A 22,236-nucleotide genomic window follows, 5' to 3' on the forward strand; every position below is an offset into this window, starting at 1 on the left:
CAGGAGAACCCGATGTCCGAGACCACCGTGCCCGCCGCCTCTGCCCCGGCCGTCCCTGCCACTTCCGCTCCGGCCGCCGCCTCCGCTCCGGCCGCCGCATCCGCCCCGGCCGGCGTCGTCGTCGCTGAGTCGGCGACCGCCCGGGGGCGCCGCGCCCGCCTCGCCCTGAAGGGGCTGCAGATACTGCTCGCGCTCTTCTATGTGATCGCGAGCGCGTTGCCCAAGCTCGTCGCGCACTCCTCGGCGGTCGAGTCGTTCGACGAGATCGGTTGGGGCAGCGCCGGGATGTACGCCATCGGACTTCTCGAACTGGCCGGCGGCATCGCGCTGCTGATACCCGTGCTGGCCTCCGTGGCCGCCGTGTCGCTGAGCGCGCTGATGGTGGGCGCGTTCATCACCCAGGTCACCGTGTTCGACGGGGAGTACGCGGCGACCCCGCTCATCCTGATCGTGCCGCTCGCACTGATCGCCTGGGCACGGCGGGAGCAGCTGCCCGTCGGCGGCTTGTCGCGCGCGTGAAAGCGGGGGAGCGGCCCGACTTCCGCAGGGGCGCGGCGGGGAACTGCGCGCCCGGCCGCCAAGGACTCGCCCCCGTCCACGACCCCGGACCGCACGACGCGCCCCTGACACGGGGGGCTGCCCGGGGTCCCCGGACCGTTCGGGGTCCCTGGACCGGTTGGGGTCCCCGGATCGGTCGGGCTCCCTGGACCGTTCGGGCTCTCCGGACCGTTCGGGTTACTCGGCCGAGCCGAGCCCCCGCAGGCGTTCCAGTTCGCGGCGGTCGCGCTTGGTGGGGCGGCCCGTGCCCCGGTCGCGGATGCCCGCGGGGGCGACGGCCTCGCGGGGCGGCGGCGGGGGACTGTTGTCGACGTAGCACTCGGCGGCGACCGGCGGCCCGACCCGCTTGCGGATCAAGCGCTTCACGATGACGATCCGCTCCCGGTCCGCGTGCCGGAGGCGGACCTCGTCGCCCACGCGGACGGCGTACGCGGGCTTGACCCGTTCGCCGTTCACCCGGACGTGCCCGCCACGGCAGGCGGTGGCGCCCATGGAGCGGGTCTTCACCAGGCGTACGGACCAGATCCAGCTGTCGACGCGCACGGTCTCACCGCTCGCGGGCGCCGCCGCCTTCGCGACGGCCACGGCATCGGTCGGGCCGCCGCCCGTGTCACCGGTCGCGTCGCCGGTCCTGCCGTCGGTCGCGGAGGCGTCGGTGGCGGCACCGGCACTGGTACCTGAATGGGCAGGGTCACCAATGCCGTCCGCAGCCCTCGGCCCGGCGTCCCCGCGCCGCCCCGCCTCGTTCCTCTGAGTCCCTGAAGCCATGGTCCGACCTTAGTCCTCGGCGGGCGTGGGGCCGGAATCGTTTTCCGCCGCGTGGAGCCGGTGTTCTCGCCGGGCATACCGTGGCCGAATGAAGCAGGAGCGCAGCCTGGCGGAACTGGACCAGCGGATCGCCGGGTGCCGGGCCTGCCCGCGGCTCGTCGAGTGGCGGGAGGAGGTGGCCCGGACGAAACGGGCCGCCTTCGCGGACTGGACGTACTGGGGCCGCCCGGTGCCGGGGTTCGGCCCGCCGGACGCCTCGCTCCTCGTGATCGGGCTCGCGCCCGCGGCGCACGGCGGGAACCGTACCGGCCGGATGTTCACCGGAGACCGGTCCGGGGACGTGCTGTACGCGGCGCTGCACGACGTGGGCCTCGCCTCGCAGCCCACGGCCGAGAGCGCCGACGACGGACTGGCCCTGTACGGCGTCCGCGTCACCGCGCCCGTGCACTGCGCGCCGCCCGCCAACAAGCCGACGCCCGAGGAACAGAACACCTGTCGCCCCTGGCTGGTGAACGAACTGCGACTGCTCGCGCCCACCCTCCGCGCGGTCGTCGTGCTCGGCGGTTTCGGCTGGCAGGCGGCGCTGCCCGCGTTCACCGAGGCGGGCTGGCAGGTGCCCCGGCCCCGGCCGGCCTTCGCACACGGAGCACACGTCGATCTGGAGGGCCCGGAGGTCCGGCCGCTGCACCTCTTCGGCTGCTACCACGTCAGCCAGCGCAACACCTTCACCGGCCGGCTGACCCCGGACATGCTCCGGGACGTACTGCGGACGGCGGCGAAGGCAGCGGGGCTGCCGACAGCTCCGTACCGGACCTAGGGCCCCGTCGAGGGGCGCGGAGAACGTCGAGGGGCGCGGGGAACCGCGCGCCCAGCCACACCGGCCCGGCCGCAGACCCCGGCCCCGTCGATCCCCGCCGATCTCCGCCGCGGAGCGACTACCGACGCGCCCGGTCCCGTTCGCCCGCCGACTGGACGAACTGCAGGGCGAGGGTGGCCGGGGGAGCGGTGATGCCGGGGCCGCCGGATTCCGCCCAGCGGAGTATCTCGTCGGTGCAGTCGTCGCCCATCGACCAGCCGATCCAGACGGCCCGGCCGCCTCGCCTGCGGCCCTCGCCCGACGGCTGGACGACGATGATGTTGGCCTGGTCGCAGGGGCCGAGGCAGTCCGCCGTACGGATCGCGAGGCGCCCGCCGGAGGCGTCCGCGGCGGCGCGCAGGCGCTCCAGTTGCCAGTCGTGGTCGTAGCCGGGGTACTTGCGCGCGTCGCCGCAGCAGCAGCCGCGGCAGACGACGAGCGTGCAGGGCCGGGTCCTCGCGGCGCCGATCGCCGTACGGGCAGTCACGCTTCTCCTCGGGGTCTGTCGAATCCTGCGAGATCGGTACCGGTGGGGACGGGGGTGTCCGGGTCGCCGAAGAGGTGGCGCACCGTCGAGCGGTAGTTGGCCCGGACGTGGGCGAGGGCATGGGCACGGGCCCGTTCGCGGTCGCCGGAGGCGATGGCCGCGTACAGCTCCCGGTGTTCGGCCAGGAGTTGCGGCCACTCCTCGTTCTGGCGGGTGAGCCAGCGCAGGCGGCCGTCGACCGGTTCCATCACGGAGATCAGCAGGCTGTTTCCGGCCATCGCCAGAATCCGGTCGTGGAAACGGGTGTTGATGTCGGTGATCGTCTCCGCGTCGTCGGCGGCGGTCGCGTCCGCCGCGCGGTCGAGGAGTTCGTCGAGTTCGGCCAGGTCGGCCCGGGTGGCGCGCTGGGCGGCCAGCCCGGTGGCGTACACCTCAAGGGCCTCGCGGAGTTCGAAGAGTTCCGCGACGTCCGTGCGGGTCAGCCGGCGTACGACCGTGCGGCGCGGGGTCTCGAAGAGGACGAAACCCTCGGTGACCAGGGCCCGGATCGCCTCGCGGACCGGCACCCGGGAGACCCCGAACCGCTCGGCCAGCTCGCGCTCGACCAGCCGGTCGCCGGGCAGCAGCCGCCCCGCGATGATCTCCTGCCGCAGCGAGCCGAGTACTCGCTCGCGCACCGCCCCCAGCGGTTCCACCGTCGTCATGCGTCCATCCTCGCCGACCCCGGGACTGTTTTACCGAGCTGTTACCGCCCGGACATGGCCAGATGTCATCGGGAGCGGGACCATGACCACAGTTTGGTATACCAAACACGGTCTGCAGCCGCCCAGTCCTCCCGTCGTCCCCGACCACGCTCCTGGAGGCCCTGTGTCCCTCGCCGATCCCGCCGCGGCCACCGGTACGCCGGCGTTCGTCCCCGATCCCCGGCTCACCAACGAAGACCTCGCCCCCGCGGGCAAGCGCAACTGGAAGGTCTTCGACCTCTTCGCCATGTGGATGTCGGACGTCCACAACCTCGGCAACTACACGTTCGCGGCCGGACTGCTGGTCCTCGGCATGAACGTCTGGCAGATCTTCAGCTCCCTGCTCGTCGGCTTCGTGCTCATCTACATAGGCATGAACTGGATGGGGAAGATCGGACAGGCCCACGGTGTGCCCTTCCCCGTCGTCAGCCGCATCAGCTTCGGCGTCTGGGGCGCCAACATCCCGGCGCTGATCAGGGCCGTCATCGCCATCATGTGGTACGGCATCCAGACCTATCTGGCCTCCGTCGCCGTCAACATCATGCTGCTCGCGGCCTGGCCGGGCCTGGAGTCCTGGACCCACAGCTCCTTCCTCGGCCTCGACGCGCTCGGCTGGCTGTCCTTCGTCTCGCTCTGGCTGGTCCAGGCCCTGATCATCAGCCAGGGGATGGAGTCCGTACGGAAGTTCCAGGACTTCTGCGGGCCCGCGATCTGGCTCGTGATGATCGCCCTCGCCGTCTGGATCCTCGCCAAGGCCGGCTGGACCATCTCGCTCACCTCGACCCCGAACCCGGTCTCCGTGGGCGAGCAGTGGCGGCAGTGGTTCGGCGCGATCGGGCTGATCCTCGCCACGTACGGCACCCTGATGCTCAACTTCTGCGACTTCTCGCGCTTCGCGCCCAGCTACCGGACCGTCAAGCGCGGCAACTTCTGGGGTCTGCCGATCAACTCGACCGCCTTCGTGATCGTGTCGGTCATCGTCACGGCCGGTTCCATCGAGGTGTTCGGCAAGGCCATCACCGACCCCGCCCACCTCGTCGCCGAGATCGGCAACAAGTGGGTACTGATCCTGGGCGCGCTGACCTTCGCCATCGCCACCATGGGCGTCAACATCGTCGCCAACTTCGTCTCGCCCGCGTACGACCTGGCCAATGTCTGGCCGCAGAAGATCACCTTCAAGGTCGGCGGCATGATCAGCACGGTCGCCGCGCTGGTGGTGACCCCCTGGAACCTCTTCTCCAACCCCACCGTCGTCAACTACTTCCTCGGCGGCCTCGGCGCCTTCCTCGGCCCGCTGTTCGGCGTGATCATGCTCGACTACTTCTGGGTCAAGCGCGGCCGTGTCGACGTGAACGAACTGTTCGACGCCCGGCCCGGATCGCGCTACTACTACCGCAAGGGCGTCAACCCCAAGGCCCTGTGGGCGTTCCTGCCCGCGGCGGCGGTCTCGGCGGTCCTCGCGCTGGTGAAGACCTTCAGCGACGTGGCCCCGTACTCCTGGTTCATCGGGACGGCGCTCGCCGCCGGGCTGTACGCGCTCCTGTGCCGCTCCGAACGCGCCGCCACCGACACCGCCGTGCCGCAACCGCTCGCGGCTCCGGCCACCGCTCCTCAGGAGGGCTGAGCGTGCGGATCGTCGTCACCAACTGCAATACGACGCAGTCGATGACCGAGGAGATCGTGCGAGGTGCCCGGGCCGCGGCAGGCCCGGGCACCACCGTGCTCGGACTCACCCCCGCGTGGGGGCCCGAGTCCGCGGAGGGCTGGCTCGACAGCTATCTGTCGGCCGCCGCCGTCCTCGACACCCTGCGGACGTACCAGGAACAGGAGGACCATGACCCGTACGACGCCGTCGTCATGGCCGGTTTCGGGGAGCACGGGCGCGAGGGCGTACGGGAACTCGTGGACGTCCCCGTCGTCGACATCACCGAGGCCGCGGCCCATCTCGCGTGCCTGCTCGGTCGGCGGTACGGAGTCGTCACCACGCTGGAGCGCTCGGCCGGGCAGATCGAGGACAGTCTGTACACGGCGGGGGTCGCCCGGAACTGCGCTGTGGTCGTGGGCACCGGGCTCGGTGTGCTCGACCTCGGAGACCAGGAGCGTACGGAGGCGGCCTTCGTCGCCGCGGCCGAACGGGCCCGGGACGCCGGCGCCGAGGTCCTCGTCCTCGGTTGCGCCGGGATGACCGGCCTGCAGCGGGCGGTGGGGGAGAAGCTGGGGATGCCGGTCGTCGACGGCGTGGGCGCGGCGGTGAAGCTCGCCGAGTCGCTCGTGTCGCTCGGACTCACGACGAGCCGCGCCGGCGGCTACGCGAAGCCGCTGCCGAAACGACGGACCTGGGCGAGGCCGGGGGCGCCGCCGTCGGAGTGATTCCGGGTGCCACGGATGCGGCGGGCACGGCGGTGGATTGCGGGGGACCGCAGACTCCGTCAGAGAGCCGCCGGCACCCGGCCGGCCGCTCGCGGACGAGCCGCCGCCGGCGCCGCGGCGGTGGGAACGGAGTCGGTCGTGCCCCCAGCTGTCGTTGCCCGCGTCCGTGTCCGTCTTCGGGGAAGAGCCCGTGTCCGTCTTCGAGGAAGGGGCCGGGTCCGGATGTCCGCTGTCGGGCTGGTCGCGCTCGGGGCGTTCGCGTCGGCCGGACTGTGGGGCGGACTGTGGGCCGGTGGGGTCTCGGAGGCGGCCGACGAGGCCTCCCCGGTGTCGTTCTGGGTGAACCCCGAGTCCGGCGCCGCCCGGCAGGCAGCCGAATGGCGCCGCACGGGACGGACCGCGGACGCCCTGCTGATGGAACGTATCTCCACCCGCCCCCAGGCCGAGTGGCTGACGGGTTCGGGACCACGGGCCGTCGTGGAGGCCCGCACCACCGCCGCCGCGCGGGAAGGGCGTACGGCGGTCCTCGTCGCCTACTACGTCCCGCACCGCGACTGCGGCTCGTACTCGGGCGGCGGCGCCCGGAGCGCGGCGGGATACCGGGAATGGGTCGACGAGTTCGCGGCGGGGCTCGGGGACCGGGGCGCGTACGTGATCGTCGAACCGGACGCGGTGGCGCACGCCATCGACGGCTGCGGCCCGGTCGTACCGGAGGAGCGGTACGCGCTGCTGGCGTACGCCGTCGACCAGTTCAAGCGGCAGGCGAACACCCGTGTCTACCTCGACGCGGGCAACCCCGCCTGGCACCCGGACACATCGAGGCTGATCGCGCCGCTGAAGCAGTCGGGCCTCGCCCGCGCCGACGGCTTCGCGCTGAACGTCTCCAACTTCCAGACCGACGCGGACAGTTCGGCGTACGGCGACAAGCTGTCCGCGGCTCTCGGCGGCAAGCACTTCGTGATCGACAGCAGCCGCAACGGCAACGGGCCCCGGACCGGCACGGATTCCTGGTGCAACCCGCCGGGCCGGGCCCTGGGCGTGGCGCCCACCACGGTCACGGGCGCGCCGCTGATCGACGCCTATCTGTGGGTCAAGCGGCCGGGCGAGTCGGACGGCACTTGCCGGGGCGGCCCGGCCGCCGGCCAGTGGTGGCCGTCGTACGCGCTGGAGCTCGCGCGCAACGCCCGGGGATGAGCGGGGCCGAGATCTCAGTCGGTCGAGGGGCCGTCGCCGGGGCCGTCCTCGGCGGGCCGGTCATCGATGACGCGGTCGTCGATGACGCGGTCGTCGAGGTGGGCGCCGAAGTGGTCGGACTGCCGGGCCATGATGTCCCGCATCGAGGTGCCGCGGGGGACGCCGTAGACCGTGCCCGGGAAGTCCAGTTCCCGCTGCACCTCCCACAGTTCGTCGTGCTGGTCGGGGGAGAAGAGCCGGGCCCGCGGGGCACCGGCCGCGATCCATCCGATGGGGACGACCGTGCCGGGCGCCAGCACCGAGTTCGCGTGCAGCACGCTGTTGATCCGCAGTTCCGAACCGGCGCCCACGACGGCCCCGGGGAAGGCGGAGGCGCCGGTGGCCACGAAGGACTCGTCCTCGACGCGGGCGCCGTTGACGTGGGCGTGCGGGCCGATGAGTACGGCGTTCCCGATGAGTGCGGGGTGTCGGCGGCGGCCCCGTACGAGGGCGTTCTCCATGATGACGACGTCCGCGCCGGTCCGTACCTCGCCGTCCTCCGCCGTGAGGACGGCCCCGTGCAGGACGCGGGCGCCCTCGCCGAGCGTGACGGCGCCGCAGAGGACGGCCGTCGGCGCGACATAGGCGGAGGCCGGGACGACGGGGCGCTGCCCGCGATGCTCGATCAACATGGGACGACTCTAGGCGCGTTCGCCGCCGGGTCCCGGGACCACCGCAGTCGCCGTGATCTCCACGAGCTGGCCCGGGTAACCGAGGCAGGCGACGCCGAGGAGGGTGGAGGCGTGCGGGCCCACGCTGAGCCGGGACGCCTCCACGACGTCCCAGACCTGGGAGAGCACGGCGGGATCGGCGCTCACGACGTACACGTCGGTGTACGCGACATGCTCGAAGTCGCTGCCGGCCGCCCGGAGCTGCTCGCCCAGGTTCGCGATCACCTGCTCGGCCTGCCGTACGGGGTCGCCGGGGCCGACGAGTTCGCCGTCCGCGTTGAGGGGCACGGACCCGGCGAGCAGGGCGAGGCGCGTGCCGGCCTCGACCACGGAGGCGTGGGAGTAGGTGGGCGGCGTGAAGAGGCTGGGAACGGTGACGCGCTTCAGCACGGCGGGGGCCTTTCGTGGCGGGTCGGTGGGTGTGGGCGGGCGACGGTGCCGATGATGCGGTCCCGGTGCACGGCGCCGCATCCGAATATCCGACGGGTCGGAGACCTATGATCCTTTGCGTATTTGCGTCTTCAAACGTGACTGCGGCGTGGATCCTTACCCCTCACGGGTCTCCGCGGCAGTCAGGAACGATCAGCAAACACCGAAGGAACCCCCATGACTGTTCCCCCCACCCTCCCCCCTCAGGTTCCCTCCGCCGCCACCACCTCCTGCAGTGCCGGGGCACGCCTCACGCGGCGTGGGCTGGTCGGCGCCGCGGGCGCGGTCGCGGCGGGTGTCGCGCTCACTCCCGTCACGTCGGCTCGCGCCGGCTCGCGGCGATCGGTGGACGCGCACCTCTCCGACCCCGACCCCGGGCCCGGCCCCGGTACGACCTCCAGGACGTTCCCCGGGACCCGCGCGCAGGCCGCCACCGGCGAGGCGCCGGTCGAGACCGCGTTCCCCATCGGCTACGTGGGAGTGCGCTGGACCGGCACCCGCGAGGCGACCGGCGGCGCCATCAGACTGACGTACGCCGACGGCCGCAAGGGGAACTGGAAGGCCCTGGGCGAGGACAGCTGCCGGGACAGCGACGGCGGCGCGCTGCTCATCCCCGTGGACCAGGCCTCGGGTTACGAGCTGAGGGCCCCGTACGGTGCCACGGACCTGCGGTCGCTGGCCGTCGACACGACCCGGGGCCCGGCACGCGAGGTCGCCGTGCCGCAGGACAGCACACGGGTGCGCGGCGTCGCGTACCTGTCCCGCGCGGCCTGGGGCGCGGACGAGAAGCTCCGCTTCAAGCCGGACGGCACGGAGAACTCGCCGCAGACGTACCACCCGTTCCAGACCCTGACGGTGCACCACACCGCCACGTCCAACGGCGACCCGGACCCGGCCGCCACGGTGCGCGCGCTCTACCACGTGCACGCGATCACCAACGACTGGGGCGACATCGGCTACCACTTCCTCGTCGACGAGAAGGGCGAGATCTACGAGGGCCGGTACTCGGGCGAGGGCGCCACGCCGGCCCACGACGCGGACGGCAAGCTCGTGACCGGCTTCCACACGGGCGGCTGGAACTCGGGCAACCTCGGCATCGCGCTGATCGGCAACCTGGTGAAGCAGGGCCCGACCCCGGCCGCCCGCGAAGCCCTCACCAACCTGGTCCGGTCCCTGGTCCGCATGCACGGGGTCGACCCGCAGGCGAAGGTCACGTACGTCAGCCCGATCAACGGCAAGAAGAGGGAAGTCGACGAGATCAGCGGCCACCGCGACTGGATGGCGACGGAGTGCCCGGGCGAGGTGATGTACGGGGAGCTGGCGGCTCTGCGGAAGGCAGCGGCGAGCGGCTAGCCGAGCCCGCGAGGGCACGCTCCACGCGGCGTGCCCTGCCCGCACGCGGCGTGGCTTCCCTTCCGCATCGGGTCCGTATCGGGGGTTGCCGCCGCACCGGGCCCCGCTACCGTGGCTCTCCGGACGTATGACGTCCGGCGGGCGAGCGACCGAGGGGGACCGATGGAAGCGGAGTTGGCGGCGCTGGCGGCGGCGGGGGCGACGGCTCTCGTGCAGCAGATGGTGACGGACGGATGGGGGAACGTACGGGACCGGGTCGTCGCCTTCTTCGCGCGAGGGCGGGACGAGGATGTGGTCCAGGGGGAGTTGGAGGAGTCGCGCGCCGATCTGGTCGCGGCGCGGGACGCCGACGACGAGGACGCCGCGGACGATGTCCGGGCGTCCTGGCGCGTCAGACTGCGGCGGACCCTGCGCGACGATCCGGAGGCGGCGGCCGAACTGCGGGCGCTCCTCGACGAGTTGAGCCCGCCGCCGTCCACGGCTCCCTCGTCGCTCACTGTCCACAACAGTGTCAGTGGAGGGGTGCCCGGAGGGGTCGTGGTCCAGGGAGGCACGTTCAGCGGGGGCCAGACGATCGGGGAGTCCTGGCCTCGTACCTGACCGGGTTCTGGCCGGGTTCGTCGAATAACCCTTCGATCGGCCCCCGTCGGCACTGCTACCGTCACCGACGTGGCGAAACTCAATCAGATCATCGCAGTGGAGAAGGGCGTCAAGTCCAAGTCGCACCAGGACCTGACGGCCGCTCATCACGGGCTGCAGAAGCCCGCCCTGCTGGCCGGGATCTCGCGGACGTACCAGCCCAAGGACGAAGAGGGCGAGCAGTTGCCGCCCGAGTCGACCCGGGTGCAGGTGCAGGCCGAGAACGTGCTGCGGGACACCGCGGCCACGCTGACCCGGCTGTTCGACGTGACCGCCACCAAGGACTGGGCCAACTGCACGGCCCGCGCCGACGTGAAGGTCGACGGGCGGGTGCTCGTCGCCGACGTCCCGGTGTCGTACCTGCTCTTCCTCGAGAAGCAGCTCACCGATCTCAACACCTTCGTACGGAAACTGCCCGTGCTCGACGCCTCCGAGTCGTGGGTCCAGGACCCGTCGACCGACGCGTGGAAGACCGAGCCGGTGCGGACGCTCCGTACGAAGAAGGTCCCGCGGAACCACGTCAAGGCCGAGGCCACCGACAAGCACCCCGCCCAGGTCGAGGTGTACTACGAGGACATTCCCGTCGGGTACTGGACGACCGTGAAGTTCTCCGGCGCCCTGCCCGCGCGGCGCGTCAACGAGCTGCTCGACCGGGTCGAGAAGCTGCAGCAGGCCGTCAAGTTCGCCAGGGAAGAGGCGAACGGCGCGGAGGTCACCGACGAGCGCGTCGGAGACGCTGTGTTCGGCTACCTGTTCGGGTAGCCTCAAGAACTCCCCGGCCATCACTCATGACGGCCGGGGTGCGCGAGGAGCGCAAGCTGAACCTGAAGCTTGTCGTGACCGCGCGGTTCCAGTGGAGGTTCGAGTCCTCCCCGCGGCACCAGCCCGGCATCTGTCCCGCAGGTGCCTACGCGCCGCGGTAGCCCAATAGGCAGAGGCAGACCGCGCTCAATCTCAGACTATTGCTCCAGACTCAGCATTCGCCGCCGATCGCCGGATCGACCGGACCCAGGCTCCGGGCGTCGAAATGCCGGTTCAAGTCCGGCCCGCACAGCTCGATGTGCGGTGGTCCAAAGGCAGGACGCGGCGACATGAAACTGACCTGGGTCCTCAAGCGTGCCGGCGTGCCGCATGGGTGGCATCACAGGGCTCGGGGGCCGGCTACGCCCCCGGGCCCGCTCCTGCTTCCGGCGTGCGGTCGCCTCGGCGGGCCCGCACTTGCGATTGCGTTCATAAAGAACCCGGCTCTCGCCGAAATCGTCACACCGTGGAAACGCTCATGTCCGGTTCCGGCGCCGGACACGATCTACCGTGGAGAACCGATCCTCCGTAGAGGCCCGACCCGCCACAGAGAACCGACCGCACCCACCGCCCGGCCGACGTCGCCCGAAGGCATGCCACCCGCAACCGCCCTCGTCCCGACAGGAGCCCCGTGCCCGTGCCGCGACCGTTCCTCAGCGTTCCGCCGACAGCCCTCCCGCCCTGGCTCACGCACGCGCTGCGGGCCCAACGGGGGCCCGTCCCATGGAACGCCGTGGTGCGCGGGGTGCTCGCCGCCGGGCCCCTGCTGGTCGTGGCCGTCCTCGTGGGGCGGGAGCCCCTCGGGGTCATGGCCGCGCTCGGAGCCATGTTCGCCGGGATCAACGACCGGCCGGGGAGCCGCCGCACCGCCGTGCCCCGGATCGGCGTACCCGGGCTGGCCGGAGCCGCGGGCATCGCCGTCGGCACGTACGCAGGGGAAGGCCTCGGCGCCGCCCCGCTGACCCTGACCCTCACCGCGCTCGGGCTGCTCGCCGGGGCCGTCAGCGCGGTGGGGCCCGTGGCGTCCGGGGCCGGGACCCAGCTGCTCGTCGCCGCGGCCGTCGGGGCGGGGATGCCGTTGCCCGAACCCGGCTGGCAGCGGGCCCTGTTCTTCCTCGCCGGTACCGGCTGGCTGATCGTGCTGCGGCTTGCGCTGCCCACCCCCGGGGCCCTGGCCAACGACTTCCGCTTCGACGGCGAGCGTGCCGGGGTCGCCGGCGTGTACGACGCGATCGCCGAACTGCTCGCCGCCGTGGGCGGGGAGCAGGCCGGTGGCCGGCGCGCCGCGCTGACCGCCGCGCTCGATCACGCGCAGGACGCGCTCGCGGGGCCACGGCTGCGGCGGTACGCCAGTTCCGCGGCCGAGCGGCGGCTGCGGGCGCAGTACGCCGCCGCGCTGCCCCTCGCCGAGGCCGCGACCGCGCTGGCGTGGTCCGGGGAGGCGCTGCCCGCCCGCACGGCTCAGGGTCCGCGGCGGCTCGCCGTCGCCGTACGGACCGGGGAGCCCTGCGGGCCGCTGCCCGCGCCCGCCCGGACCGTTCCCGGACTACGGGCCCTCGACGACGCCCTGCTGCACGCCGCCGAGACCTTCGACCACGGAGGCCCGCGCCCCCGCAGGGCCGCCGAAAGCCGTACACATGCGCACCCGCACCCGCACCCGCATCCGCTGGGGCGCGGCACCGAGCGGACCGCGCGGAAGGGCCTGCATCTGCGGCCCCTGCGCGCCAAGGCGCTCCTGCGCACCGTCACCGGTACCGGAGGGCGGGAGTACGGCCTCCGCGTGGCCCTCTGCTACGGCGCCGCCGTCGCCGTCGCGCAGGCACTGCACCACGTGCACTGGTACTGGCTTCCCGCGACCGCCGTGTTCCTCGTGAAGCCGGATCTCGGTCCGCTCGTCTCGCGCGTACTGAACCGGGCGGCCGGTACCGTCCTGGGCGCCCTCGTCTTCGCGGGGTTCGCGGCCGTGCTGCCCCGGCCCGAAGGGCTCGTCGCGCTCGTGGCGATCAGCGGGGCCCTCATCCCCGTCGCCACCCGGCACTTCGCCGCGCAGACGGCCGTCGTCACCGTCCTCGTGCTCGCCCTCGTCATGGTCGGCGGTGAGCCGGAGGCGTCCTGGAGCCGGATCGGCGAGACGCTGCTGGCCTGCGCGATCGTGCTGGTCGTCGGGCACCTCCCGGCGCCGGGGCAGCGCGGCGGGAACGTACGGGCCCGGCTGGCGACCGCCACCGACGCGGCGCACGCCTATCTGACGCACGTCCTGAGTGACGTAGCTCTGGACGGAGATGCCGACGACCGGGCCACCCGCTGGGCGTTGCGCCGTGAGGCCTACCGGACGCTGGCGGAGGCCCGCGCGACCGTTCCGCCGCCGAACTTCCCACCCTGGCCCGTCACACGGCGGGCACCGACGAGGTCGCGGCCACCCTCGAACGACTGGTGGACACCACCACCGCCTGCGCCGTGCACCTCGACGACACGGGACGGCTCACCCCGCGGCACACCGAGCGCCTGGCCGCACTCCTCGACGAACTCGTCGACCGGCGGGAGTACGCCGGGCTCGCGGCGGCCTCCCCGGCCGGCCTGCGCAGCGCCTGAGTCCGCGGAGCGCGGGCTCAGGCGCTCAGGGGGCTATCCGCGCCCATACCGGTGCGTGGTCCGACCCCGTGGCGTCCCGGCGGGCGTTCGGGTCCTCGTCGACCGACGGCAACGGGGCCTCCTGGAGCGGCGCCCCCGTCCCCGCCCCGGTCACCCGGTCGAGGAGCCGGTGGCTGACCAGGATGTGGTCGATCAGTTCGGGGCGCCCGGAGTGGACGCGGGAGAAACGCTGCTTCTCCGGGATGAGGGGAGCGATGTTCCAGAGCCGCGCCGCGTCCCCCCTGTCGGGCCGGTCGAAGCCGGGAGTGCCGATCTCGGAGCCGGGCGGGCCCTGCGGGATCTGTGTCGTCGCGGCGGTGACCTCGTCGTTGAGGTCGCCGAGCACGGCCACGTCCCGCGTTGTGCCCGCGCCGCCGAGGAGACTGTCGGCGACGGCACGCAGAGCGGTGGCCTCGGCGGCCCGCCGGTACAGGGCGTACGCGCCGCAGCGGGCCCGTTCGCCCTCGTTCCGTGGCTGGAACCGGCCGCCCGGGTACGTCAGCAGCTTCGACTTCAGATGGCAGACCGCCACCGACAGGGTGACGTCCGTGCCTGGCAGCACCGCCTCCACCGCCAGGAGACCGCGGCCCGTACGGGACACCGGTTCGCCGTCGTCGTCGCCCTGGACGGGCCGCAGCGGCGCCGGGAACTCGTTGGTGTCGATGATCGTCCGCGGTGCCGGCCGGCTGAGGAAGCCGACCCGGATGCCCCGGCTGTCCGGATGTGCCGAGAGCACGATGTGCCAGTCGCCGTCCAGCATCCCGGCCAGGTCCTCCAGCGCGGCCGGGTCGCCGACCTCCTGCACACCGAGCAGCGTGGGATCGAGTTCCCTGATGACCCCGGCCAGCGTGGTGAGCTTCGCCTTGTACGCGGCCTCGGTGCGCGGGCCGAACGCCCCGCCGGGCCGGTACAGGTTCTCCAGGTTCCAGGTGCCGAGGAGCATGCCGGGCTCCTTCCCGGACGAGTCTCCCCAGGGGCCGGACGGGCCTTCCCAGGGGCACCGCCCGTCGAATGGTGAGGCCGAGGGACGGCCCTCGGAGCTCAGACTGCTCGCGCGACCGCCCGCGCGACAGGGCGGGGACGAGATGCGCGGTTCACGTCACCCGACGGCACGATCCCGCCGTACCGTGGCGAGATGACCCGGCCCGAGCCCACGCCCGACGCAAGGACCGGCCCGTCGACGCGGGGCCCCGCCGATCTCGTCATCACCGGGTGCACCGCCCTCGTGCACGACGAACGCGAAGAGGTCGGCTTCGTCGAAAACGCCACCATCGTCGTACGCGGCGGCCGTATCGAGACGGTCACCGCCGGGCCGGTCATCGGCGGGACGGTCGACCTGACCGCCACCGGCCTCGCCGCCGCCGAGCACATCGACGCCCGTGGCCAGGTCGCGCTGCCCGGCCTGGTCAACTGCCATACCCACAGCCCGATGGTGACCCTGCGAGGCATCGCGGAGGACCTGCCCATCGAGGAGTGGTTCAACGAATTCGTCTGGCCCATCGAGTCCAACCTCCAGGAGCGGGACATCGAGCTGGGGGCGCGGCTGGCCTGCGCCGAGATGATCCGCGGCGGGGTCACCTGCTTCGCGGACCACTACTTCTCGATGGACACCGTCGCCGCCGTGACCACCGAGAGCGGGCTGCGCGCCAACCTCGGGCAGGCCTTCTTCTCCTCCCAGGGCGCCGAAGGCCGTGAGCGGTCGCTCGACTTCGCCCTCCGGCACCGCGACACCGCCGACGGCCGGATCACCACCTCGCTCGCCCCGCACGCGCCCTACACCGTGGACGTCGCCGACCTCGCCGCGACCGCCCGGCTCGCCCGCGAACACGGTCTGCTCGTGCACATCCACGCCGCCGAGAACCGCGACCAGACCGAGGCGAGCCTCGCCCGCCACGGCCGTACGCCCATCGAGATCCTGGCCGGCGCCGGTCTCCTCGACACCGATCTGCTCATCGCGCACGGCACCGGGATCGTGGAGCGCGACCTGCCCGTCCTCGCCCGCGCGAGCGGCCGTGTCGGCGTGGCCAGCGCGCCCCGCGGCTACCTCAAGTTCGCCTGGCCCACGACCACTCCGGTACGCGCCCTGCGGGAACTCGGCATCCCCGTGGGACTCGCCACGGACGGGGCCGCCTCCAACAACTCCCTGGACGTGTGGGAGTCCATGGCGCTCACCGCGCTGGCGCAGAAGTTCACCGAGGCCGATCCGCGCCGGCTCACGTCCCGTCAGGCCCTGCACCACGCGACGCTGCAGAGCGCCCGGGCGGTCGGGCTCGGCGAGCGGATCGGCAGCCTCGCACCGGGGCGCCGGGCCGACATCATCCTGGTGGATCTGACCGGGCCGCACACCCAGCCCGTGCACGATCTCGCGGCCACCCTCGTGCACAGCGCCCGCGCCGGTGACGTACGCACGACGATCGTCGACGGACGGATCCTCATGCGCGACCGCGAACTCCTCACCCTCGATGTCCCGGCGGTCGTACGGGAGATGAACGCGCGCATGCCCGCGCTGATCGACCGCAGCCACGGCAAACGCATCCAGGACTACGACACCTGAGGAGGCCGCTCGGACCGGCCTCAGGTACTGCTTCGATCGCGGCCGGAAAAGAAATCCCCGGCCCACCGATGAGTTCCGGTGCTTCCTTCGGTCCACCCCTGACAAGGCACCGCACCGAAGGAGTAGCGATGACGCTTCCGCGGATCGTGTCGCGCGAGCAATGGCAGGCCGCGCGCGAGGAGCTGCTGGTCAGGGAGAAGGCCGCGACCCGGGCCCGGGACGCGCTCAACGCCGACCGGCGACGGCTGCCCATGGTCGAGATCGACAAGGAGTACGCCTTCGAGGGCGGCGACGGCAAGGCGACGCTGCTGGACCTCTTCGAGGGCCGGCAGCAACTCGTCGTCTACCACTTCATGTTCGCGCCCGAGTGGGACGCGGGCTGCCGCAGCTGCTCGGCGTTCGTCGACCAGATCGGGCATCTCGCGCATCTGCGCGCGCGGGGCACCGAGTTCGCGGTGATCTCCAGGGCGCCGTACACGAAGATCCTGCCCTTCAAGGCGCGGATGGGGTGGACGCTGCCCTGGTACTCGTCGTACGACAACGACTTCAACCACGACTTCCAGGCGTCGTTCGAGGCAGGCGAGGCAGGCAAGGAGGGCGAGGGCGGCGGGGGAGGGGAGTCCTACGAGCGCCCCGGCGTGAGCTGTTTCCTGCGGGAGCGGGAACGGATCTTCCACACGTACTCGACGTACGGGCGCGGACTCGACGGGCTGGGCTCCACCACCAGCCTCCTGGACCTCACGGCGCTCGGCCGGCAGGAGGAGTGGGAGAAACCCGAGGGGCGCGCGTCGGCACTGGGGGCGCCCGCGGGCAGCGAACGCATCCGTTACCACGACGAGTACGAGGACTGAGCGGGACTGCCCGGATGTTCCCCCATCCGTCGTGACCGTGTGTCGACTACGTCTCAGTAACGTCACTTCGCGAGACCTTCACCCCATGATGAGCGTTTAACTCTTCAAGGGCTCTCGACGAGAGCAGCGCTACATGGAGGTACAGGATGTTGAACGGTCGAACGGTGCTGGAGCGTTTTCCGGCCGGTGGGCCGCGTGGTTCCTGGCCCGCGGAGGAGTTCGCGCAGGCGCGCCGCCTTGAGGGGCAGCACGTCGACGTGGTGATGGACCTGTCGACGGACACCTTCCTGGTCGTCGTGCGGGAACTCGTCGAGTAGACCGAGCGAGCCGTGGGCAGTCGAGTCGGCCGCCGGGTCGGCCGTCGGGTCCGGCTGTCAGGGGCTCACCCCGCCTTGGGCGCCGGCACCTTCGCCGCGAACTGCCCGGCCTGCAGCCCGTACAGCTCGGCGTAGACGCCGCCCGTGGAGAGGAGCTCGTCCGGAGTGCCGGATTCCACGAGACGGCCCTGGTCGAGGACATGCACCAGATCGGCGTGGCGCACCGACGCCAGCCGGTGCGTGATGAGGATGACCGTCTGACCGGTACCCGCCAGGGCCCGGATCTTCTCGAAGACCTCCAGTTCGGCGCGCGCGTCGAGGGCCGCCGTCGGCTCGTCCACGACCAGGATCGCGCCCCGCCGGTACGCCGCCCGCGCGATACCGAGCCGCTGCCACTGGCCGCCCGACAGCTCGTGCCCGCCGCTGAACATCCGGGCCAGCAGCGTGTCGAGGCCCCGCGGCAGATCCGCCACCACGTCCTCGGCGCCGGCCTCCGCGACGGACGCGTCCAGCCGCTCGTCGGTCAGCGGCGCAGAGGCCCGGCCGATCGCGACGTTCACCCGGGCCGTGAACGGCCACCGCTTGAAGTCCTGTGCCACCATCGCGATCCGCTCCGCAAGCTGATGCCGGTCGGCGGTCGCCGCGTCCACGCCGTCCCACAGGATCCGGCCGCGCTGCGGGGCGTACAGGCCCGACAGCAGCTTGACCAGGGTGGTCTTGCCGGAACCGTTCTCCCCGACGAGTGCCACGATCTTGCCGAGCGGCACGCTGAGCGTCAGGTCCGACAGCGCGGGCCGGGCCGCGCTGCCCGGATACGTGAACGTGACGTTCTCGAAGCGGATCTCGCGCGGCTCCTCGGGCAGTGCGGCGCCGCCGAGCGGGATCGTGCGCTCGGCGGCCTCCGTGTGCAGGCGTTGCAGATCGCCGACGAACAGGGCCTCCTCGTGGAGGGTGTTGACCTCCAGGACGAGTGTGTCGAGGTTCGCCGAACCGGTCCGGATCGCGATGACCGCCGTGCCCGCCACGGACAGGGCCATCGCCCCGGCCAGCAGCAGCCCGCCGAGCGTCGCGTACGTCGCCACGGTGGCCAGGCCCGTCCAGGCGGCCGCGATCAGGCCGGTCCGGGCCTCCAGACGGGCGAGCCGGGCCTGTTCGGCCTCGGCGGCCTCCGACATCGAGCGGAAGTGCCGCAGCAGGAACGGGCCCACGCCGTGGACGCGGATCTCCGGCGCGGCGGCGGGCTCCGTGAGCAGGTTGCCGATCAGCCGGCCGGCGCGGGCGTGCTGCACCCAGGCGTGCCACGACGCGTACCGGCGCCGGGCGATGGTCAGCGCGCTCCAGGCGCTCGGCAGCGTCATCGTCATCAGCAGGGGCAGCAGCGCCGGATGCAGCACGGTGAGGACGCCGGCCGCCGCGATCAGCGAGATCATCGCGTTCACCACACGGGTGGCGATCCCGATCATGCGCCGGGCGGACGAGGCACCGTACTGCGCGGTGTCGAGCAGCTTGTGGAACGCCTCGTCCTCGATCGCCGACAGTTCGACCGTCGCGGCCCGTTCCAGATACAGCTCCGTCGCGACGCGCTCCACCTTCGGTTCGAGCCGGCCGGTCGCGTACGTCGAGGCGCCCCGCAGCAGGGCGGCGAGGAGGGTCACCACGGCGACCGTGACGAGCGCGGGTGCCGCGTCGCGCAGCCGGTCCGCGACCGGGCCGCTCGCCATCAGGCGGCCCAGGACGCTGTTGACCGCCAGCAGACTCACCGCCTGCGCCAGACCGCGGCCCACCTCCGCGCACAGCACGGTCCGCGCGGCCTGGCGGTCCGCCTGCCACGCCAGCCGGAAACTGAGCGCGAGCAGTGCGGGCAGCCGCGTCACCATGGCGCGGAAGTTCAGCTCCATGAACGCGTCCGAGTGCTGCGACCAGCCCATGTCGTAGCGCAGCGGACCGCCGAAGAGCAGCCGCTCGGACTCGGAGGGCTCGGGCCCGTCCGCACCGGGTTCCGTACTGTCGGACGTGATCCTTTTCGACGGTCCCGCCGACTCAGCAGACGCCATCGATGACCTCCCCGATCGTGGGCGAACGGCCACTATCGCGGCGCCGGGCGCTCTCGGGCAGGGCGCGCGCCCGCTCCGGCACGGCGTATCCGGAGCACGCCCGGCGCTTGGGGCCGCGCGATGTGCCATGCCCTGGAACGCGTGCTTCCACGCACCGCCCAACCGAGGAATGACCGCGGCGAACGTACGGTTCGGGTGTGGGGCGGCCGACCAGGATGCCGGCCGGGGCACCAGCCGGCACGTCGGCCTGGCTGAGAGGCCGCGCGCCTGTCAGCCCGTACGGGATCAGGTCGTACGGATCAGCCCGTACGGATCACGTCGCACGGAGCGCGTCGTACGGATCAGGCGCTGATCGGCCGGGACCAGGCCGGTGGTGTTCCGGTCACCCGGCACAGGGCCAGGTAGAGGGGGATCGGCGGGGTGTACGGCAGCGTGCCGTCCGGCGTGTGGATCAGCCCGGGGAACGTGGGCGAGGCGGGAACGAGCGCTCCCGTGGCGTAGTGCGCGGGCGACGGCCATTCCAGGGCGACGTCCGAGTCGGAGGGCACGAGCCACCACCAGTGCGTGCTGTCGGCGTACACACAGCCGACGCGCGGCAGCCGGGGCATCAGCAGCGGGCCGAGTCTCGCGGGCATCGCCACCGCGTCACAGCCCAGCGGGGCCTGCATCCCCTCCGGGACCGCCAGCGGGCGCGTAGCGCCCGGGCCCGAAGCCGTCCGGCCGCGCTCGATGCGTACCAGCGTGTTCAGGTTCAGCACCCTTGGCGTACCGGCCGAGGTAGCCCTCACACCCATTCAGCCCCCGCTCGTGTTCCCAATGTCTTCGGTCCCGTTCGGGTCGGTCGGTCCCGTTCGGGTCGGTTCGGTCGCTCTGGTTCGGTCGGTCCGGCTTTGTCCGGCCGGGAACTGTGACGATTCAGGTCAGAACCATTCGTTCCCGGCCGGGGGTATGTGCACCCCCGCCGGCGAGGAGCCGGCTGGGGCCGGCCGGCTCCTCGCACTCCAGCCCAGGTCCGACCGCGGCTCGACGCCGTTGTTCGCCGTCCGCGGCAGTTCCGCCCAGACCAGCAGTCCGGGACCGGTTTCCTGGGCGCCCCAGGCAGTGCACATCGCCGCCACGAGAAGCAGTCCCCTCCCATGCTCCTCATCGGGACGCTGTGGCGACGGGTGGGGCTCACCCGGCGCACATCCCTCGTCACGGACGGCTATCCGGACCAGGTCCTCGCCGTCGTGCAGCTCGCACACCACATGGCGGCTCGCCGTGTGCACGATGGCGTTGGTGACCAGTTCGGAGACGACGAGCTCTGCCGTGTCGCAGGTGTCCTCGCAGACCGCCCAGCCCGAGAGTCGGGCCCGCGTCAGGTGCCGGGCCTGTGCTGCTGAGCCCGGATGTGCGGCCAGCTCGAAGCGGAACCGGCGCTCGGCCGCCGTCTCGGGGCGTACCCCGGCGGTGGCGGTAAGACGGTCTCGGTTCACGGCTGCGGCTGTTCCTAACGGCGCGGACGGAATCACGCTTGCCACTATCTCCCCGTCGTGAACACTTGGCAAGTGTCACTCTGAAAATTGCAGAGTGCAGTGTTCTGAGCGGTATGGCCATGGCACACTGCTCGCAACAGCACGTGGCGCGGCGTCAGTTGGGTACCCGTACGGGGCCCGAACGGGCGCCGCCCCGGCTGTCTGGACAAAAGTGGAGGTGGACGTGAGCGAGCCGCGGTCCGCGCCGACGGTCGGGCAGGTCGTCCTCGGACGGCGCCTGCTGGACCTGCGGGAACGCGCGGGGCTCAAGCGTGAGGAGGCGGCGCGGATCCTGCGTGTCACCGCCGCCACCGTCCGCCGTATGGAGATGGCCGAGGTAACCCTCAAGATCCCGTACCTCCAGCTCCTGCTGAAGTCGTACGGCGTCTCCGACGACGAGGCCGACGCCTTCGTCATGCTCGCCGAGGAGGCGAACCAGCCGGGCTGGTGGCAGCGGTTCCACGACATCCTGCCGGGCTGGTTCTCGATGTACGTCAGCCTGGAGGGCGCCGCCGCCCTCATCCGCTCGTACGAACCCCACTTCGTGCCCGGAGTCCTGCAGACCGAGGAGTACGCGCGTGGCGTCATGCAGTCCGGCGCCGTCGGCCAGACCAGACCCGAGGACATCGAGCGGCATGTGGCGCTGCGCATGCAACGCCAGGAGCTGCTGACACGTGAAGGCGCGCCCCGGTTCTGGGCGGTGATGGACGAGACCGCCCTGCGCCGCCCGGTCGGCGGCCCCGAGGTCATGCGCGGCCAGATCGACAGACTGCTGGAAGCCACGACACTGCCCAACGTGACGCTGCAGATCGCCCCCTTCTCCTCGGGGCCGCACGCGGGCACGTACGGGCCGTTCGTGCTGTTCCGCTTTGCCATGCCCGAACTGCCGGACATGGTCTACAGCGAGTACCTGACCGGCGCCGTCTACCTGGACGCGCGTACCGAGGTGGCGACCCACCTCGAGGTCATGGACCGCATGGCGGCTCAGGCCGCCACGGCACATCGCACGAAGGAGATCCTGCTGGATCTCCGCAAGGAGCTGTGAATGGATCGCATCAAGTCCCGGATACGCCTCGCGCGGATCTACAACGGCATGCCCGCCAGGGAACTGGGCAGCGAAGGCTGGCACAAGCCGTGGAGCGGTGGGAACGGCGGCAACTGCCTGGAGGCGATGAAGCTCGCCGACGGGCGGATCGCGGTCCGTCAGTCGGCCGACCCGGACGGTCCCGCTCTCATCTACACCCCCGGCGAGATGACCGCGTTCATTCAGGGTGCCAAGGCGGGGGAGGCGGACTTCCTGCTCTCCTGAGGCCGCCGACGAAACGGCCGGCCGGTTGTTGCAGAACCGATTCTCCTGAGTGTGGTGCGGGCGGGGCGGTCCCGTGTGGTGCGGTCCGGCGATCGGGC

The 22,236-nt window shown here is 72.1% G+C and carries 22 protein-coding genes and 1 pseudogene; 14 read left to right on the plus strand and 9 right to left on the minus strand.

Annotation, left to right across the window (positions count from 1 at the left end):
* Window positions 1-12: 12 nt before the first annotated feature.
* Window positions 13-519: a DoxX family protein gene (locus IE278_RS07710; protein ID WP_189770104.1), complete on the plus strand. Its 507-nt coding sequence runs from the start codon at window positions 13-15 to the stop codon at window positions 517-519.
* A 216-nt stretch (window positions 520-735) separates the two neighbouring features.
* On the opposite strand, the gene IE278_RS07715 is transcribed toward IE278_RS07710, so the two are convergent.
* A complete protein-coding gene (locus IE278_RS07715; protein WP_246570128.1) occupies window positions 736-1,326 on the minus strand; it encodes an RNA-binding S4 domain-containing protein in 591 nt (196 codons plus the stop codon).
* A gap of 88 nt (window positions 1,327-1,414) precedes the next feature.
* On the opposite strand from IE278_RS07715, the gene IE278_RS07720 reads away from it, so the two are divergent.
* Window positions 1,415-2,143 carry a uracil-DNA glycosylase gene (locus IE278_RS07720; RefSeq protein WP_189770106.1) on the plus strand — a complete coding sequence of 243 codons (729 nt, stop codon included), beginning with the start codon at window positions 1,415-1,417 and terminating at the stop codon, window positions 2,141-2,143.
* 118 nt (window positions 2,144-2,261) lie between these two features.
* Here the strand turns inward: IE278_RS07720 and IE278_RS07725 are convergent, their stop codons facing one another.
* Together IE278_RS07725 and IE278_RS07730 are read right to left on the minus strand one after the other, a co-directional pair.
* Window positions 2,262-2,669, minus strand: a complete 408-nt coding sequence (locus tag IE278_RS07725) for a (2Fe-2S) ferredoxin domain-containing protein (RefSeq protein ID WP_189770108.1) — start codon at window positions 2,667-2,669, stop codon at window positions 2,262-2,264.
* Window positions 2,666-3,373, minus strand: coding sequence for a GntR family transcriptional regulator (locus tag IE278_RS07730; RefSeq protein WP_189770110.1), 708 nt, complete (start codon window positions 3,371-3,373; stop codon window positions 2,666-2,668). The genes IE278_RS07725 and IE278_RS07730 overlap by 4 nt, the downstream gene beginning before the upstream one ends.
* A 163-nt stretch (window positions 3,374-3,536) precedes the next feature.
* Here IE278_RS07730 and IE278_RS07735 point away from each other — a divergent pair, with 163 nt between their 5' ends.
* The 3 genes from IE278_RS07735 to IE278_RS07745 all read left to right on the plus strand — a co-directional run bounded on the left by IE278_RS07735 (window position 3,537) and on the right by IE278_RS07745 (window position 6,976).
* Complete coding sequence (locus tag IE278_RS07735) at window positions 3,537-5,036, plus strand: NCS1 family nucleobase:cation symporter-1 (RefSeq protein WP_189770112.1); 1,500 nt, start codon at window positions 3,537-3,539, stop codon at window positions 5,034-5,036.
* Window positions 5,037-5,038: 2 nt separating this feature from the next.
* Window positions 5,039-5,782, plus strand: coding sequence for an aspartate/glutamate racemase family protein (locus IE278_RS07740; RefSeq protein WP_189770114.1), 744 nt, complete (start codon window positions 5,039-5,041; stop codon window positions 5,780-5,782).
* A gap of 222 nt (window positions 5,783-6,004) precedes the next feature.
* Window positions 6,005-6,976 carry a glycoside hydrolase family 6 protein gene (locus tag IE278_RS07745; protein WP_189770116.1) on the plus strand — a complete coding sequence of 324 codons (972 nt, stop codon included), beginning with the start codon at window positions 6,005-6,007 and terminating at the stop codon, window positions 6,974-6,976.
* A gap of 14 nt (window positions 6,977-6,990) precedes the next feature.
* Here IE278_RS07745 and IE278_RS07750 read toward each other — a convergent pair whose 3' ends face one another.
* Together IE278_RS07750 and IE278_RS07755 are read right to left on the minus strand one after the other, a co-directional pair.
* The gene (locus IE278_RS07750) at window positions 6,991-7,647 is read right to left on the minus strand and encodes a gamma carbonic anhydrase family protein (RefSeq protein WP_189770118.1); all 657 of its coding nucleotides are present in this window, start codon (window positions 7,645-7,647) and stop codon (window positions 6,991-6,993) included.
* A 9-nt stretch (window positions 7,648-7,656) separates the two neighbouring features.
* The gene (locus IE278_RS07755) at window positions 7,657-8,076 is read right to left on the minus strand and encodes a RidA family protein (RefSeq protein WP_189770120.1); all 420 of its coding nucleotides are present in this window, start codon (window positions 8,074-8,076) and stop codon (window positions 7,657-7,659) included.
* A gap of 216 nt (window positions 8,077-8,292) precedes the next feature.
* On the opposite strand from IE278_RS07755, the gene IE278_RS07760 reads away from it, so the two are divergent.
* The 4 genes and pseudogenes from IE278_RS07760 (at window position 8,293) to IE278_RS07775 (ending at window position 13,500) form a co-directional block, all read left to right on the plus strand.
* Window positions 8,293-9,468 carry a peptidoglycan recognition protein family protein gene (locus tag IE278_RS07760; RefSeq protein WP_189770122.1) on the plus strand — a complete coding sequence of 392 codons (1,176 nt, stop codon included), beginning with the start codon at window positions 8,293-8,295 and terminating at the stop codon, window positions 9,466-9,468.
* 162 nt (window positions 9,469-9,630) lie between these two features.
* Entirely contained in the window at window positions 9,631-10,068 is a 438-nt protein-coding gene (locus IE278_RS07765; RefSeq protein WP_189770124.1) for a hypothetical protein, read from the plus strand.
* 69 nt (window positions 10,069-10,137) lie between these two features.
* Window positions 10,138-10,869 (plus strand): DUF7873 family protein, encoded by a 732-nt coding sequence (locus tag IE278_RS07770; RefSeq protein ID WP_189770126.1) that lies wholly within the window; start codon window positions 10,138-10,140, stop codon window positions 10,867-10,869.
* A gap of 676 nt (window positions 10,870-11,545) precedes the next feature.
* Window positions 11,546-13,500: pseudogene (locus IE278_RS07775) on the plus strand (FUSC family protein).
* Window positions 13,501-13,525: 25 nt separating this feature from the next.
* Here IE278_RS07775 and IE278_RS41945 read toward each other — a convergent pair.
* Window positions 13,526-14,482 carry an endonuclease/exonuclease/phosphatase family protein gene (locus tag IE278_RS41945; protein WP_220451673.1) on the minus strand — a complete coding sequence of 319 codons (957 nt, stop codon included), beginning with the start codon at window positions 14,480-14,482 and terminating at the stop codon, window positions 13,526-13,528.
* 192 nt (window positions 14,483-14,674) lie between these two features.
* Here IE278_RS41945 and IE278_RS07780 point away from each other — a divergent pair, with 192 nt between their 5' ends.
* From IE278_RS07780 to IE278_RS07790, 3 genes are all read left to right on the plus strand, one after another.
* Window positions 14,675-16,093, plus strand: a complete 1,419-nt coding sequence (locus IE278_RS07780) for an amidohydrolase (protein ID WP_189770130.1) — start codon at window positions 14,675-14,677, stop codon at window positions 16,091-16,093.
* Between the two features lie 128 nt (window positions 16,094-16,221).
* Window positions 16,222-16,944, plus strand: coding sequence for a DUF899 domain-containing protein (locus IE278_RS07785; protein ID WP_189770132.1), 723 nt, complete (start codon window positions 16,222-16,224; stop codon window positions 16,942-16,944).
* A 149-nt stretch (window positions 16,945-17,093) separates the two neighbouring features.
* The gene (locus tag IE278_RS07790; RefSeq protein WP_107017824.1) at window positions 17,094-17,261 is read left to right on the plus strand and encodes a DUF8839 family protein; all 168 of its coding nucleotides are present in this window, start codon (window positions 17,094-17,096) and stop codon (window positions 17,259-17,261) included.
* Window positions 17,262-17,326: 65 nt separating this feature from the next.
* Here IE278_RS07790 and IE278_RS07795 read toward each other — a convergent pair whose 3' ends face one another.
* From IE278_RS07795 to IE278_RS07805, 3 genes are all read right to left on the minus strand, one after another.
* Complete coding sequence (locus tag IE278_RS07795) at window positions 17,327-19,189, minus strand: ABC transporter ATP-binding protein (protein WP_246570181.1); 1,863 nt, start codon at window positions 19,187-19,189, stop codon at window positions 17,327-17,329.
* A gap of 467 nt (window positions 19,190-19,656) precedes the next feature.
* Entirely contained in the window at window positions 19,657-20,109 is a 453-nt protein-coding gene (locus IE278_RS07800) for a hypothetical protein (RefSeq protein WP_189770139.1), read from the minus strand.
* 126 nt (window positions 20,110-20,235) lie between these two features.
* Complete coding sequence (locus IE278_RS07805) at window positions 20,236-20,835, minus strand: ATP-binding protein (RefSeq protein WP_189770141.1); 600 nt, start codon at window positions 20,833-20,835, stop codon at window positions 20,236-20,238.
* Between the two features lie 178 nt (window positions 20,836-21,013).
* Here IE278_RS07805 and IE278_RS07810 point away from each other — a divergent pair, with 178 nt between their 5' ends.
* Both IE278_RS07810 and IE278_RS07815 read left to right on the plus strand, forming a co-directional pair.
* Window positions 21,014-21,874, plus strand: a complete 861-nt coding sequence (locus IE278_RS07810) for a Sco1979 family transcriptional regulator (protein ID WP_189770142.1) — start codon at window positions 21,014-21,016, stop codon at window positions 21,872-21,874.
* Window positions 21,875-22,138 (plus strand): DUF397 domain-containing protein, encoded by a 264-nt coding sequence (locus IE278_RS07815; protein ID WP_107017598.1) that lies wholly within the window; start codon window positions 21,875-21,877, stop codon window positions 22,136-22,138.
* Window positions 22,139-22,236 lie beyond the last annotated feature (98 nt).

The sequence above is a fragment of the Streptomyces tauricus genome (assembly GCF_014650955.1).
GTDB classification, from domain to species: Bacteria; Actinomycetota; Actinomycetes; order Streptomycetales; family Streptomycetaceae; genus Streptomyces; species Streptomyces tauricus.

Excerpts from the sequence above, each read along its gene's own strand:
- IE278_RS07730 (WP_189770110.1), bottom strand. The coding sequence starts at position 3,373 with ATGACGACGGTGGAACCGCTGGGGGCGGTGCGCGAGCGAGTACTCGGC.
- IE278_RS07745 (WP_189770116.1), top strand. The coding sequence starts at position 6,005 with ATGTCCGCTGTCGGGCTGGTCGCGCTCGGGGCGTTCGCGTCGGCCGGA.
- IE278_RS07715 (WP_246570128.1), bottom strand. The coding sequence starts at position 1,326 with ATGGCTTCAGGGACTCAGAGGAACGAGGCGGGGCGGCGCGGGGACGCC.
- IE278_RS07765 (WP_189770124.1), top strand. The coding sequence starts at position 9,631 with ATGGAAGCGGAGTTGGCGGCGCTGGCGGCGGCGGGGGCGACGGCTCTC.
- IE278_RS07785 (WP_189770132.1), top strand. The coding sequence starts at position 16,222 with ATGACGCTTCCGCGGATCGTGTCGCGCGAGCAATGGCAGGCCGCGCGC.
- IE278_RS41945 (WP_220451673.1), bottom strand. The coding sequence starts at position 14,482 with ATGCTCCTCGGCACCTGGAACCTGGAGAACCTGTACCGGCCCGGCGGG.
- IE278_RS07750 (WP_189770118.1), bottom strand. The coding sequence starts at position 7,647 with ATGTTGATCGAGCATCGCGGGCAGCGCCCCGTCGTCCCGGCCTCCGCC.
- IE278_RS07780 (WP_189770130.1), top strand. The coding sequence starts at position 14,675 with ATGACCCGGCCCGAGCCCACGCCCGACGCAAGGACCGGCCCGTCGACG.
- IE278_RS07720 (WP_189770106.1), top strand. The coding sequence starts at position 1,415 with ATGAAGCAGGAGCGCAGCCTGGCGGAACTGGACCAGCGGATCGCCGGG.
- IE278_RS07760 (WP_189770122.1), top strand. The coding sequence starts at position 8,293 with ATGACTGTTCCCCCCACCCTCCCCCCTCAGGTTCCCTCCGCCGCCACC.
- IE278_RS07795 (WP_246570181.1), bottom strand. The coding sequence starts at position 19,189 with ATGGGCTGGTCGCAGCACTCGGACGCGTTCATGGAGCTGAACTTCCGC.
- IE278_RS07710 (WP_189770104.1), top strand. The coding sequence starts at position 13 with ATGTCCGAGACCACCGTGCCCGCCGCCTCTGCCCCGGCCGTCCCTGCC.
- IE278_RS07815 (WP_107017598.1), top strand. The coding sequence starts at position 21,875 with ATGGATCGCATCAAGTCCCGGATACGCCTCGCGCGGATCTACAACGGC.
- IE278_RS07800 (WP_189770139.1), bottom strand. The coding sequence starts at position 20,109 with ATGGGTGTGAGGGCTACCTCGGCCGGTACGCCAAGGGTGCTGAACCTG.